12 protein-coding genes and 1 tRNA gene are annotated in these 13,251 nt (G+C 73.0%); 4 read left to right on the top strand and 9 right to left on the bottom strand.

What is annotated here, in order from left to right:
- Positions 1 to 44: 44 nt before the first annotated feature.
- Both AC3RJ8_RS04065 and AC3RJ8_RS04060 read left to right on the top strand, forming a co-directional pair.
- Entirely contained in the window at positions 45 to 599 is a 555-nt protein-coding gene (locus AC3RJ8_RS04065; RefSeq protein WP_489715570.1) for a ClpP family protease, read from the top strand.
- Complete coding sequence (locus tag AC3RJ8_RS04060) at positions 596 to 1,198, top strand: ClpP family protease (RefSeq protein WP_489714662.1); 603 nt, start codon at positions 596 to 598, stop codon at positions 1,196 to 1,198. Before AC3RJ8_RS04065 ends, AC3RJ8_RS04060 begins: the two co-directional genes overlap by 4 nt.
- 114 nt (positions 1,199 to 1,312) lie before the next feature.
- Here AC3RJ8_RS04060 and AC3RJ8_RS04055 read toward each other — a convergent pair whose 3' ends face one another.
- The 7 genes from AC3RJ8_RS04055 to eno form a co-directional block, all read right to left on the bottom strand.
- Positions 1,313 to 1,699 carry a helix-turn-helix domain-containing protein gene (locus AC3RJ8_RS04055; protein WP_489714661.1) on the bottom strand — a complete coding sequence of 129 codons (387 nt, stop codon included), beginning with the start codon at positions 1,697 to 1,699 and terminating at the stop codon, positions 1,313 to 1,315.
- 94 nt (positions 1,700 to 1,793) lie between these two features.
- A tRNA-Leu gene (locus tag AC3RJ8_RS04050) sits at positions 1,794 to 1,867 on the bottom strand.
- Between the two features lie 94 nt (positions 1,868 to 1,961).
- Positions 1,962 to 3,413 (bottom strand): NAD(P)/FAD-dependent oxidoreductase, encoded by a 1,452-nt coding sequence (locus AC3RJ8_RS04045; RefSeq protein WP_489714660.1) that lies wholly within the window; start codon positions 3,411 to 3,413, stop codon positions 1,962 to 1,964.
- 252 nt (positions 3,414 to 3,665) lie between these two features.
- Complete coding sequence (locus AC3RJ8_RS04040) at positions 3,666 to 4,616, bottom strand: Ppx/GppA phosphatase family protein (RefSeq protein ID WP_489714659.1); 951 nt, start codon at positions 4,614 to 4,616, stop codon at positions 3,666 to 3,668.
- Positions 4,617 to 4,665: 49 nt separating this feature from the next.
- Positions 4,666 to 5,187: a DUF501 domain-containing protein gene (locus AC3RJ8_RS04035; protein ID WP_489714658.1), complete on the bottom strand. Its 522-nt coding sequence runs from the start codon at positions 5,185 to 5,187 to the stop codon at positions 4,666 to 4,668.
- A 4-nt stretch (positions 5,188 to 5,191) separates the two neighbouring features.
- Complete coding sequence (locus AC3RJ8_RS04030; RefSeq protein ID WP_489714657.1) at positions 5,192 to 5,872, bottom strand: FtsB family cell division protein; 681 nt, start codon at positions 5,870 to 5,872, stop codon at positions 5,192 to 5,194.
- 149 nt (positions 5,873 to 6,021) lie between these two features.
- A complete protein-coding gene (gene eno / locus AC3RJ8_RS04025; RefSeq protein WP_489714656.1) occupies positions 6,022 to 7,302 on the bottom strand; it encodes a phosphopyruvate hydratase in 1,281 nt (426 codons plus the stop codon).
- Positions 7,303 to 7,492: 190 nt separating this feature from the next.
- Between eno and AC3RJ8_RS04020 the strand changes: the two genes are divergently transcribed.
- Positions 7,493 to 8,194 (top strand): hypothetical protein, encoded by a 702-nt coding sequence (locus AC3RJ8_RS04020; protein ID WP_489714655.1) that lies wholly within the window; start codon positions 7,493 to 7,495, stop codon positions 8,192 to 8,194.
- Positions 8,195 to 8,260: 66 nt separating this feature from the next.
- Here AC3RJ8_RS04020 and AC3RJ8_RS04015 read toward each other — a convergent pair whose 3' ends face one another.
- Both AC3RJ8_RS04015 and AC3RJ8_RS04010 read right to left on the bottom strand, forming a co-directional pair.
- Positions 8,261 to 12,334 carry an endo-1,4-beta-xylanase gene (locus AC3RJ8_RS04015; RefSeq protein ID WP_489714654.1) on the bottom strand — a complete coding sequence of 1,358 codons (4,074 nt, stop codon included), beginning with the start codon at positions 12,332 to 12,334 and terminating at the stop codon, positions 8,261 to 8,263.
- 274 nt (positions 12,335 to 12,608) lie between these two features.
- Entirely contained in the window at positions 12,609 to 12,869 is a 261-nt protein-coding gene (locus tag AC3RJ8_RS04010) for a PqqD family protein (protein WP_489714653.1), read from the bottom strand.
- A 199-nt stretch (positions 12,870 to 13,068) separates the two neighbouring features.
- Here AC3RJ8_RS04010 and AC3RJ8_RS04005 point away from each other — a divergent pair, with 199 nt between their 5' ends.
- On the top strand, positions 13,069 to 13,194 hold the full coding sequence (locus AC3RJ8_RS04005) for a lasso RiPP family leader peptide-containing protein (RefSeq protein WP_489714652.1): 126 nt from the start codon (positions 13,069 to 13,071) through the stop codon (positions 13,192 to 13,194).
- The last annotated feature ends 57 nt before the right edge of the window (positions 13,195 to 13,251 follow it).

The raw sequence follows: 13,251 nt of genomic DNA, 5'->3' as shown, positions 1-13,251 counted from the left end.
CTCCCCCGCCCGTCGCACCGTTCGACGACTAGCTCGCCACGCGGCTGCTGCACCAGCGCATCGTCGTCGTCGGCACCGAGATCGACGACGCCGTCGCGAACCGCGTCTGCGCCCAGCTCCTGCTGCTCTCCGCCGAGGACCCGGCCTCCGACGTCGCCCTCTACGTCAACTCCCCCGGCGGCTCGGTCAGCGCCGGGCTCGCCGTCTACGACACGATGCGGCTGCTGCCGAACCACGTCGTCACCGTCGGCTTCGGCTTCGCCGCCAGCATGGGCCAGTTCCTGCTGACCGCCGGCACGCCCGGCAAGCGCTACGCGCTGCCGCACACGCGGGTGATGATGCACCAGCCGTCGGCGGGGATCGGCGGCACCGCGGTCGACATCGCCATCCAGGCCGAGAACCTCGAGCACACCAAGCGACTGATGCACGAGCTCACCGCGCAGCACACCGGGCGCAGCGTCGAGCAGGTCACGGCGGACGCCGACCGCGACCGGTGGTTCACCGCCACCGAGGCGCTGGAGTACGGCCTCGTCGACCGGATCGTGGAGTCCGTCGCGGACGTCCGCCCCGCGGCCGCCGGCCGGAAGGCGGGTCTGTGATGAGCTACACGATCCCCAGCGTCGTCGAGCGCACCCCGCTCGGCGAGCGCGCCTCGGACGTCTTCAGCCGCCTGCTGCGCGACCGCATCATCTTCCTCGGCACCGAGATCGACGACGGCGTGGCGAACGTCGTCATGGCGCAGCTGCTGCACCTCGAGTCGGAGGCGCCCGACCTCGAGATCGGCCTGTACATCAACTCCCCCGGCGGCTCCGCGACGGCCATGGCGGCCATCTACGACACGATGCAGTTCGTGCGCTGCGAGGTCGCCACCACGTGCATGGGGCAGGCGGCGTCGGCGGCCGCCGTGCTGCTGGCCGCCGGAGCGCCCGGCCGCCGCGCCGTGCTGGAGCACTCCCGCGTGCTGCTGCACCAGCCGTCCGGGCAGGCCCAGGGCACCGTGTCCGATCTGGCGATCCAGGCCCGCGAGGTGCTGCGGCTGCGCGCCGAGACGGAGGAGCTGCTCGCCCGGCACACCGGCCACGCGGTGGACCGGTTGCGGGCGGACACCGACCGCGACCTCATCCTGTCGGCGTCCGAGGCCGTCGCCTACGGCGTGGCCGACGCCGTCGTGACCTCTCGCAAGCACGCGGCGGCCTGACCAGCGCCGGCCCGTCCGGCACGGCCCGTCCGGCACGGCGCCGGTCCGGCACGGCGCCGGTCCGGCAGGGCGGGCCGGCGCTGAGCCGGCGTGGACGTCGTCGTACGGACCTGCTCAGGCAGCGAGCGCGACGACGTCGCGCGTCGGGCGCGGGCCACCGCCGGGCAGCGCCGCCACGCCGGTCGACGAGCGCACGTGCCGGACCGTCGTCGGGCGCGTGGACGTCAGGACCACGCGTGGCTCGGTCGCCGCGACGAGCGTGGCGTGGGTGTCGGCGACGAGGTCGACGAGCCGCAGGTCGAGCGCCCGGCAGACGGCGGCGAGCACCTCCGACGACGGCTCCTTGCGGCCACGCTCCACCTCGGACAGGTAGGCGGTCGACATGCGTGCCGCCTCGGCGACCTCCTGCAGCGTGCGCCCCTGGCGCTGCCGCGCGCGGCGCAGGATCGCACCCAGGAGGTGCCTCAGCAGCGGCTCGTGCGCGTCGTCGCTCCTCGTCATGCCCCGACGCTACTCCGGGTCTGTGCCGGGACGCGGGCCGTGCGCGCCGTGCGGGCGCCCGTTCTGCCACGGGCAGAAGAACCCGGCGGCCGCGTGCCCCCGCCCGGGTTCGAACCGGGACTGGACCGGGTTTAAGCCGGCTGCCTCTGCCAGTTGGGCTACGGGGGCGCCGACGACGCGAACGGGCGGCCACGTTCGGCACTTCCGGCCTCGTTCGGCAGTTCAAGGTACCGAACGTGACACAAAGTGCCGAACGGGACCGTCAGCCCTTCTCGGCCCTCGCCGCGGAGGACTCCGCCTTCTGCTCGACCTTCTCGTCCTTCGGCTTCGGCGGCACCGAGGCCTTGCGGAACTCGTCGCGCGGGTCGTGCAGCGAACCCAGCGAGACGATCTCGCGGCCCATGAGGAACTGGCCGATCCACCCGATGAGGATGCGCAGCTTGCGGTTCCCCGTCGGCATCGCCATCACGTGGTAGCCGCGGTGGGCGAGCCAGGCGAGGGGGCCCTTGAGCTTGAGGAAGCCGAACAGCTCGGCGACGCCCTTGTAGAGGCCGAGCGACGCCACCACGCCGACGCTCTTGTGCTTGTACTCCACGAGCTCGGCGCCCTTGAGCTGCGCGATGATGTTGTCGGCGAGCCGGGTGGCCTCACGGATCGCGTGCTGGGCGTTCGGCGGGCAGAAGCTGCCCGGGTTCAGCAGGTCCGGGACCGCGGCGCAGTCGCCGGCGGCCCAGGCGTCGGGGACGACCTCGCCGTTCTCGTCCTCGACCTGCAGCGTCGCCCGGACGGTGACGCGCCCCATCTTGTCGGCCGGGAGGTCCGAGCTCTCCTTGATGACCGGGTTCGCCTTGACGCCGGCGGTCCACACGATCGTCTCGGTGTCGAACTCGACGCCCGTCGACGTGACCACGTGGCCGTCCTCGCACGAGCTCAGGAACGTGCTGAGGTGGAACTCGATGCCCCGCTTCTTCATCTCCTCGAGCGCCCACTCGCCCATCGGCTCGGAGACCTCGGGCAGGATGCGCCCGGTGCCCTCGATCATCACGAAGCGCAGGTCCTCGGCCTCGATCGTCGGGTAGTTGCGCGTCGCGTAGCGCGCCATGTCCTCGATCTCGGCGAGCGCCTCGATGCCGGCGAAGCCGCCCCCGACGAACGTGAAGGTCAGCATCTTCTGGCGCAGGTCCGCGTCCCACGTCGACGACGCGACGTCCATGCGGTTCAGCACGTGGTTGCGGACCGCGATGGCCTCTTCGACGTTCTTGAAACCGATCGCGTTCTCCGCGAGCCCCGGAATGGGCAGCGTGCGCGAGACCGAGCCGAGGCCGATCACGAGCTGGTCGTAGGAGACCTCGTAGTCCGGCCCCTCCTCCGGGCGGATGGTGATCTTCTTGTCGCCGTGCGCGATGTGCGACACCTTGCCCTGCAGCACGTCGATGCCCTTGAGCGCGATGCGGTGCGGGGCGACGACGTCGCGCGCGTCGATCGAGCCGGCGCCGGCCTCGGGCAGGAACGGCGCGTACGTCATGTACGGCCGGGGATCGACGACGACGATCGCCGCCTCGCGCTTCCCGAGCTTCTTGCGCAACCGGCGCGCCACGTAGAGCCCGACGGATCCACCGCCGAGCACGACGATGCGCGGGACCTTGCGCGGACGCGGTGTGGGCGCGGGTGCGTCCTGGGCAGGGGTGTCCGTCGACAGAACGTTCTGAGGCATGGCTCCCAGTCTACGACCGACAGCGGACCGCTCGCGCGCGGGTCCGATGTACCGTCCGTCACCGCCGCGGACTGGCGTCCAGCACGGTGGTCGCGCCGCCCGTCGTGGACGGTTCCGGGGAGGGGAACCGCGCGACACGCCCACCCGGTGCTGTGGGTAGGAGATCTCCTGGTCTGCACGCCGAGAGTCGGGAGAGTTCCTACCCACGGCGCGGGGCGAGGTGGGGCGGTGGCGCAGGTGGTGGGTCGTCGGTCAGGCGAGAGACAGGGCGATGCCGTCGAGGATGTCGCTCTCGGACGTCACGACCTGCGTGAGCTCGCCGCCGGCGGCCGCGACCTCGTCGCGTACCCGGCGCACCACCCGGGACCACACCAGCGCCCCGGCGCCGATGACGTCCGCCCGGCCCGGGTGCATGAAGCCCAGCGCGAGCCTCTCCTCACGCGTCCGGCGCAGCAGGTCGTCGCACGCCGCGAGCACGTCCGCCACGCTCAGCACCGCGCCGTTGATCGTCTCGCGACGGTAGGTGGTGAGCCCCAGGGCGTGCGCCGTCACCGACGTCACCGAGCCCGCCAGGCCCACGAGGGTCGCGGTGCGCCCGAGCGGGACGACGGCGGCCGCCTCGTCCAGCGCCGCGTCGACGTCCGCTCCCGCGCTCGCGACCTCCGCCGTCGTCGGCGGGTCGGAGTGCAGGTGGCGCTCCGTGAGCCGCACGGACCCGACGTCCATCGACACCGCGGCGTCCGGCGTCGACGTGCCCAGCACGAGCTCCGTGGAGCCGCCGCCGAGATCGACCACCAGGTACGGATCGGGGTGCTCGCTCGCCGACCCGCTCGTGGCGCCGCGGAAGGACAGCAGAGCCTCCTCCTCGCCCGAGACGACCTCCGGGTCCACGCCCAGCGCGGTACGGACCCCGTCGACGAAGTCTCCCCGGTTCCGGGCGTCGCGGGTGGCGGACGTCGCGACGAAGCGCACGCGGGTGGACCCGAGCTCGGCCGCGACCTTCGCGTACTCGCGCGACGCGGCCAGCGTGCGCTCCAGCGCCTCCGGGGCCAGCTCACCGGTGCGGTCGACACCCTGTCCCAGGCGCACGATCTCCATGCGCCGGTCCAGCTCGGTGAGGGTGCCGTCGCCGGAGACGTCGGCGACCAGAAGACGGATCGAGTTGGTGCCGCAGTCCACGGCGGCGACACGGGTGCTGCTCATCACGGACGCACCCTCTCATCCCGGGCCGACACGTGCCCGTCCGCGGGCGTCAGCACGAGCACCGGTCCGGTCGCCACTGGTCACGGACGCGCTCCAGCGCCTCGTCGCCCAGGGGGTTCACGCCCGGCCCCGCCGCCAGGGCGTGCCCGACCAGCACGTGCAGGCACTTGACGCGGGTCGGCATGCCGCCCGCGGAGATCCCGTCGATCTCCTCGACGTGCCCCAGCTCGGCCCGCCGGGCCAGGTAGTGCTCGTGCGCGCCCCGGTAGGCCGCGGCGAGGTCGTCGTCCTCGGTCAGTCGCTGCGACATCTCTCGCATCACCCCGTCCGCCTCGAGCCGCGACGCCGCCGCGACGGCCCCCGGGTGCGTGAGGTAGTAGGTCGTGGGGAACGGGGTGCCGTCGGGCAGGCGCGGCGCGGTCCGCACCACAAGCGGCCGTCCGCACACGCAACGGGCCGCGATGCCCACCACGCCGCGCGGCACCCGGCCGAGCTGCTCGGCCAGCACCTCGAGGTCATGGTCGGTCACGGCCGCGGGGTCGTCGGCAGGAGCCTCGTGCTGAGATGTCACGGGGTCATTCTCCCCCGTCGGCGCCGCCCGGTTCCACGTCCGTGCCGTCGCTCTCGTCACCCTCGGCGTTCTCGCCGTCGACGTGGGTCGCGGCGTCGTCGGTCACCTGCACCGACTCCCACAGGGCCTGGTACCAGGGTGCGCCCGTCGGGCCGGCGCGCGAGACCGGCTCCGCCGACGCCTCGTCCCCGGCCGGCACGTCGCCGTCGGACACCTCGTCGCCGTCGATCACCCGCCACACCGTGTCTCCCGGCATGACGTAGTTCAGGCGCGTGCGCGCCTGCTCCACCACGTACGAACGGTCCTCCCAGCGACCGAGCTCGTTCTCCAGCTCGGTGCGCTCCGACTCGTAGGCGGTGAGCTCTGCCTGCAGGCGGTCGATCTCGGCGCGCTGCTGGACGGCGCCGCGCACGGTGGGCAGCAGCAGCACGAAGGCCAGGAGGACCACCACGGACAGCACCAGCAACCGGACGGTGAGCACCTCGGGCAGCACGAGCCCCAGCCGGCTGCGGCGCCGGTCGTCCCGGGACGGGCCCGCGGGCCGCCGAGCGCTGCCCCGCTTCGTCGACGTCGTCCTGCTCGCGCCGGTCGCTCGCGAGCGCGCCGTCGACGCCGGTCGGGACGGTGTGCGCGCGCCCGGGCGAGAGGCGGGGCGACGCGGCGTGGTCGGTCGACGGGAGGGCACGTCTCGATTGTGCCGAATCGGCAGCCCGTGCCGCCGCACCCTCCCCGGCGCGCCATCCCTCGGTCGGAGGGGGTCCGGGCGCGACGACGGCCGGCCACCTCGGTGAGATGACCGGCCGTCGCCGGGCCCGGCGAGCGGGCGGGGGGGTGTCAGCCCTGGAAGCGCGGGAACGCCGAGCGGCCGGCGTAGCGGCCGGCGTCGTCGAGGGCGTCCTCGATGCGCAGGAGCTGGTTGTACTTGTTGATGCGCTCACCGCGGGCCGGGGCACCGGTCTTGATCTGACCGGCGTTGGTGGCCACGGACAGGTCCGCGATGGTGGTGTCCTCGGTCTCGCCGGAGCGGTGCGAGGTCATCGTGGTGAAGCCGTTGCGCTGCGCGAGCGTGACGGCGTCGAGCGTCTCGGTGAGCGTGCCGATCTGGTTGAGCTTGACCAGCAGCGAGTTCGCGGCCTTGGTCTCGATGCCCTTGGCCAGGCGCTCCGGGTTGGTGACGAACAGGTCGTCGCCGACGATCTGGACCTTGTCGCCGACCTTCGCCACGAGCGCGGACCAGGAGTCCCACTCGTCCTCGGACAGCGGGTCCTCGATGGAGACCAGCGGGTAGTCGGCGACGAGGCCCTCGTAGAACGCGATCATCTCGTCGGGCGTCTTGGCGCCGCCCTCCCACTGGTACGCGCCGTCGGAGAAGAACTCCGTGGCGGCGACGTCGAGCGCCAGCGCGACGTCCGTGCCCGGCGTGAAGCCGGCCTTCTCGATCGCGGTGATGATGAGGTCGAGCGCCGCACGGTTGCTCGACAGGTTCGGCGCGAAGCCGCCCTCGTCGCCCAGCCCGGTGGCCAGGCCCTCGGCCTTGAGCACCGACTTCAGCGCGTGGTAGACCTCGGCGCCGGTGCGCAGGGCCTCCTTGAAGGAGCTCGCGCCGATCGGGGCAATCATGAACTCCTGGATGTCGACGTTCGAGTCCGCGTGGGACCCGCCGTTGAGGATGTTCATCATCGGCACGGGCAGGACGTGCGCGTTCGGGCCGCCCACGTAGCGGAACAGGTCCAGACCGGCGCTCTTCGCGGCCGCCTTGGCCACCGCCAGGGAGACGCCGAGGATCGCGTTCGCGCCCAGCTTGGCCTTGTTCGGGGTGCCGTCCAGGTCGATCAGCGCCTGGTCGATGAGGCGCTGCTCCTCGGCGTCGTAGCCGATGAGCTCGGGAGCGATGTCGTCGATGACGGCGTTGACCGCGCCCTCGACGCCCTTGCCCAGGTAGCGGCCGGAGTCGCCGTCCCGGCGCTCGACGGCCTCGAAGGCGCCCGTGGAGGCGCCCGACGGGACGCCGGCACGTGCGAACGTGCCGTCGTCGAGGGCGATCTCGACCTCCACGGTGGGGTTGCCGCGAGAGTCCAGGATCTCGCGCGCGCCAACGGCTTCGATGCTTGCCACGGATGCTCCTTTGAGAGGGCACGCGGGCCGCCGCGGCCCGGCTCAGGCACGCTCAGTGCCCGGGGCCGCCGACGCCCGCGACGATGGAGGGTTGACGCCCCCAGGGTAGCCCCGTCCGACGCCCGCTGCGCCCGCGCCCACGTGGCGAGCAGCCGCACCGCGCCCGGTGGCGCGCACTATCGTGGGGGCGGTGGATGGGTTCTGGGACTTCGTCGGCTCGTACTGGTGGCTCGTCTTCCCGTTGGGCGGGATGGCCGGCGCCTGGTTCGAGGGTGTCCGCAAGTGGGACGAGCGCCGACGCCGGGACAAGATCGAGATGTACCGGATCAAGCACGGCGCCGTGGGCCACGGGTCCGACGCTCCGGACGCTTCCGAGGCGCTCGGCCGAGAGATCGAGCGCGTCGTCGCCGCGCACGAGGAGACCGACCGGCGGTGGCTCTCCTACGAGCTGGACGCCGCCAAGACGCTCGAGTACCCGGTGATCACCGACATGCGCGAGGAGGTCACCGTCGCCTTCCACCGTGCCCGGCGGGACGCCGACGCCCTGCGGCCCGACGACCCCGACGAGCTGCGCGACCGCGGGCTGCTGGACCGCTACCGGGAAGCGGTGCGCGACTACCAGCTCGCCTTCGACGTCGCCGAGCGCGAGGCGAAGCGCCGGCGCGACTCCGACCTCACGGCCGACGAGCGACGCGCCCTGGACCGCGCCAAGAAGCTACTGGCGCTGGCCGACGACGCCGGTGCCGGCCACGCCGAGCGCCAGGCCGCCTACCGGCGCGCGATGAAGGAGCTCGAGGGGATCCTCGTGCTGCCCGACGCCGCTACCGAGGCCATCGAGCAGCGCATCGCCGGCGTGCTCGGCCGCTTCCCCGGCGAGGACCAGCGAGCCTGAGGTCGCGGCGCACGGCCGCGCCCGGGGCGACGCGAGCACGTCGCCCCGGGGCGGGCCGGGGGTCCGTCAGCCCAGCGGGGACCACGGCCCCCAGGGCGAGTCGCCCGGGGCCTGGTTGCGGGTCCACCACCGCGCCTCGTAGGTCTCGCCGTCGTGCACCACGACGTCACCCGCGGTGAAGATCCGCGACGCGGTCCACTCCGCCGTGCCGTCCGGCGCCGTGGCGATCTCCTGCCACGAACCCCAGGGCGAGTCGCCCGGCGTCTCGGTGGTCCACCAGGTCGCCCGGTACAGGGAACCGTCGTGGCGCACCTCGTCGCCGGCCGTGTAGACCTGCCCCGCCACCCACTCCGGCGCGGGCGGCGCGGGGGCCGTCACGAGCTCGGCCACGCCCCAGCGGTTCGTGTACTGGTAGCCGGTGCCGGTCGGGTCGGCCCACGTCGTGACCCCGGTCCGCTCGCCGCCGGTGGCGTCGTTGACCTGGAGGTCCAGGCCGTGGAACGTCCCCACGCCGCCCTCGCCGAGCAGGTCGATCGCGGCCTCCACGCGGTAGCCGTCGTCCGTGAGCGTCGTCGCCGACTCGAGGCGTGCAGCCTGGTCCGCGGCGTCCCCGGTGCCGAACGAGACCTCGTTCTCCGCGCTGATGCGGATCTGCGTGTCCTCGGCCCGGTAGGCACCGTTCTTCGCGTTGCCCGCGTCGAGGAAGATCTCCACCGAGTCCTGGATCCACGGGTCGGACCCGCTGACGTCCACCTCCGGGTCCGGGACCTCCGCCAGCACGTGCAGCGTGTCGTCGGTCCACAGGGTCCGCACGGTCGCGACGGCGCCGTCCGTGCCCTCGACGGTCCTGTCGGTCGTGACGGCGTTCGCCGCGGACCACACGTCGTCGACCTCCCCGTCGACCTCCGGGGCGGCCGGCGCCTCGACGACCTCGACGACGCTCAGCGACTCACGGAGCGTGAGCGTGCCGAGCGCGCCGGGGGTGTTCCACCCGGCGGTGGTGCCGCCGTCGGACACGCGGACGTCCAGGCCGAGGGTGTCACCCTCGCTCGCCGCCTGCAGCGGCAGCCGGACGACGACGACGTACCCGTCGTCGGTCCCGGTGACCTCGGCCGCGCTGTCCGCTGCCAGGTCGCCGGTGACGTCGCCGTCGCGGCCGACGACGGCGGTCGCCCCGTCGAGGTCGAACGTCACCGTGTCGCCGTCGCCGGGCGAGGCGTCGTCGACCGCCACGTAGGCGGTCAGGTGATCGGGCGCCCAGCGCAGCTGGAAGCCGGCGACCCGCTCCCCCGCCGCGGACACGGCGTGCAGCGGCAGGCGGTCCCAGACGGGCGACGCGGCGGCCTCGCCGTCGAGCGGCACCTCGCCGGCGAAGACGTCCGCGGCGCGCAGCTGCGCGGGCAGCTCGTCGTCGACGGCCCCGTGGTAGGCGGGCTTGGCCTGGTAGGCGTCGTCGAAGAGCAGCGGCGCGCCGTCGTCCGCCCGCCACGACCGCCCGTCGGTGAGGCCCCACACGGTCACGGAGTACAGGGAGTCCGCCCGGTCGCGGAACAGCCGGAAGGCGTCCCGGTAGTAGTAGCCCTGCTCGACGAGCCGGGCCTGGGTCTCCGGCGTGCCGGTGGTGACGTCCAGCTCGGTGACCGCCTGGGTGACCGGCAGGTCGGCGAAGCGGTCGATCGCGGCACCCAGGGCCGAGATGGGCATCGCGAGCGACACGTGGAACTGGTGGCCCACGCCGTCCAGCGGGACGTCGCGGTCGAGCAGGCGCTCCACCAGCGCGCGGTAGCGGTCCTGCTTGCCGTCCTGCTCGGTGTTGTAGTCGTTGATGAACAGCGCCACCGGACGGTCCGCACCCTCGGCGGCGTAGCGCTCGTTGAACGCCTCGTCGGCGTACTCGAAGGAGCGGTCGATGAACTCCTCGCCGAGGATCCGGTACCACTCGCTGCGGCGCAGGCCGTCGTCGGTGGCACCGTCGGACACGACCTCGTTGACCACGTCGAACGCCGTCACAGGGTTCTCGCCACCGAACGCGCCGTAGGTCGCCAGCCACTCGGCCACCGCGAAGATGTGCGTGCGCAGCCGGTCGCGCAGCACCTGCTGGTCGGCCGCGGAGTCCGTGAGCGGCTCACCCGCGGCGTCGGTGAAGAACCAGTCCGGCGTCTGGGAGTGCCAGGTCAGCACGTGCCCGTACATCGCGAGGTCGTTCGCGGCCGCGAAGTCCATCAGCGCGACGGCCTCCGGGTGCGGGCGGAACGTGCCCTCGTCGTCGTACCAGGCCTCCGGCTTCATGTGGTTCTCGGCGGTGATCTGGTCGAAGTGCCGCAGCAGCAGTTCGGCGGCCGACCCGGTGGTCTCGCGCGAGTCGATCGCCACCCCGGCCGGGAACGGCACCGTCTCGTGGACCGGCGTGAGGTCCTGCACGACGGCCGGCGCGGGCACCGAGACCACGACGTCGTCGACCAGGAGGTCGCTCGTGTTGGAGCCGTTGTAGTCGGTCTCCAGGTAGAGGTGCTGCTCCTCGCCGGCCGGCGCCTGGAACGTCCCGGTGACCTCGGTCCAGCCGTCGGCGGTCACCTCCGACCACTGCGCGAGCGTGGCGTACGAGGTGCTGCCGTCCGCGGTGCTGGCCAGCGACAGCCAGACGGCGTCCGGCTGCTGGCCCGCCGGGAACCGCACCTGGGCAGAGATCTCGTAGCGCACCCCGGAGGTCAGCACCTCCGAGACGTCGCGCCCGATGCCGTCACCCTGACCGTCGCGACCCGTGACCAGCGCGGCCGCGTCGCCCGAGGCCGCGTCCGCCGTCGTGATCTCCACGGTCGGGTCCGTGTCGTCGCCGGTGCGCGGCCCCCAGCCGTCGAGACCGTCCTCGAAGTCGGTGCTCAGCACGGGGCCGGACGCCGGGGGCACGCCCTGGACCGGGGTGAACTCCCAGCCGTCGGCGAGCCGCTCGGCGACCACGGTCTCGACCGCGGCGAGGGAACCGGAGCGGTCGCCGCCGCCGTCGTGCACGAGCACGAGCTCGCCGTCGGTCAGGGCGGCGCGCAGGTTCTCCGTCAGGGTCGCCTCGTCCTGGGTCTCCCAGTCGGCGATCGTGTTCGTCACCGCGAGCGGCTGCATGCCGAGGTTCACCGCGACGCCCGGGGTGGCTCCCCACGAACCGTTCGGGGCCCGCCAGAACGGGACCTTCGCGTTCGGGTCACCGAGGGCGTCGCGGATGATGTCGAGGTTGGCGATCATGTCGGCCTGCGCCTGCTCGGGCGTCATCGACCCCATGTCCGCGTAGCCGGTGGAGTGGTTGCACAGGGTGTGCCCCTCCGCGACGATCCGGCGCAGGAGCTCGGCGCCGCCGTCGGCCTCGACGTTCTGGCCGATGACGCAGAACGTGGCCGGCAGGTCGCGCGCGGCGAGGAAGTCGAGCAGCGCGGGCGTGACGTCCGGGTTCGTGCCGTCGTCGAACGTGAGCGCGGCGACGGGGCCGCCGGTGGAGCCGGGCTGCGCCCCGGACACGGGTGTGGCCGTGGGGCTGACCGCTCCGCCGGGGACGAACCCGTCGGGCAGGCCGGTGTCGACCTGCTGGCCGGTGATCGTCAGGTCGTCCACGAGGAAGTCGGGGTGCACGTCGCCGACGGGCGCGGCCTCCAGGTAGAGCTGAGCGGCGGTGAGACCGGCGGGCATCGTGTACGACCCGCCGACCTGGACCCAGTCGTCGGCGGTGGCCGTGACGGCTCCGCCGACCCAGGTGTACGCGTCGTCGCCGTCGTCCGCGGGCGTCTCCTGGACGGTGAAGTGGACGTCGGTGGCGTCCGTGGCCCCGGCGGGCAGCTTGACCCAGGCCTCGACCTGGTAGACGCCGTCCTCGGCGAAGAGGCCCACGACGTCGGTCGCGGGACCGTTCCACTCCCCCGTGCGGTCGGTGACGCTGAGCGCCCCGTCGCCGGTGCGTGCGTCGTCGGTGATCCCGAGGGTCACGGGACCGCGCGGACCCCAGGGGTCGACTGTCGACTCGAAATCGTTTTCCAGCACGACGGCGTCGTCCGCCGCAGCACTGGACGCCCCCGCGGCGGTGGCGCCGAACGCGACCCCCGCCGCCAGGACTGCTGTACCGAGACGGGCGACCGCCCCGGTGAAACTCTGCCTCATCGTCGCTCCCTTGCGATGTGCGGTCGGGGCGCCGGCATCGATGCTCACGGCCCCGGGCAGGGCGCACCGCGCCCCGTCACCCGGCACGCTACGGCGGCGCGGTGACCAGGGTCAACGTCTGAGCCACACCGTTCGAAATCGTTATCTCACGCATGCCAACGCTGCGCCGTGCTCCCAGGGGTTCGCGTCGGTCAGGGCAACGTGCGTGCCGGCCCGTGACGGTGTCCGGCAGGATCGCCACGGACCGGCACGCACGTTGGTCGGCGGGGACTTCTCAGTCGTGCAGGAGGTCGCGGTCCCGCAGGTCGGCGAGGAAGGCCGCGGTGTCGGTCCGTGCGACGGACTCGTCGATCCCGTACTCCCGCACGAGCGCTCGCGCGAGCTGGTCCTCGGTGGCGCCGTCCGCGTCGGCGAGCGTCCGGGCGAGGAGGGTGCCGGCCCCGTTGGTCGTGAGGTACGTCGACGAGTTCAGGTCCAGGAGCACCATCTCGCCGTCGATCTCCTGCCAGGTCACCCCGTCTGCGCGAAGCCGCATGGTTCTCCCCGATCGTCGCGGTCGTCCGCAGGCATCAAACCACCGGACGGCGGGCCACACCGGCCTGCTCGTGGATTTCATCCGCAGGGCCGCGGCATTCACCCGCTCTGCGGGCCTTTTCACCCCCACCTCACCTGCCGAGGTCACACCGTGCTCGGAATACTGAAACGGTCCGGCACAACACACAGGAGGCACTTCTATGTACGAGGCACCCAGCATCCGTGAGGTCGGCACGGTCGCCGACCTCACGCTCGAGGCGCAGTTCGACCTCGACTACGACGGCGACCTGTTCCGCGGCGACAGGGACAACGGCGGCGTCTCCTGACGTTCCGCCACCGGATCGGCGGCGCCCACGGCACGGCCGCGGGCGCCGCCGACCTGA

The organism is Isoptericola sp. MSGPD8_1_ISO-PGPR-S23-394 (assembly GCF_058072785.1).
The sequence above is the reverse complement of the archived record's forward strand: the minus strand, read 5'-3'. Positions and strand labels throughout refer to the sequence as shown.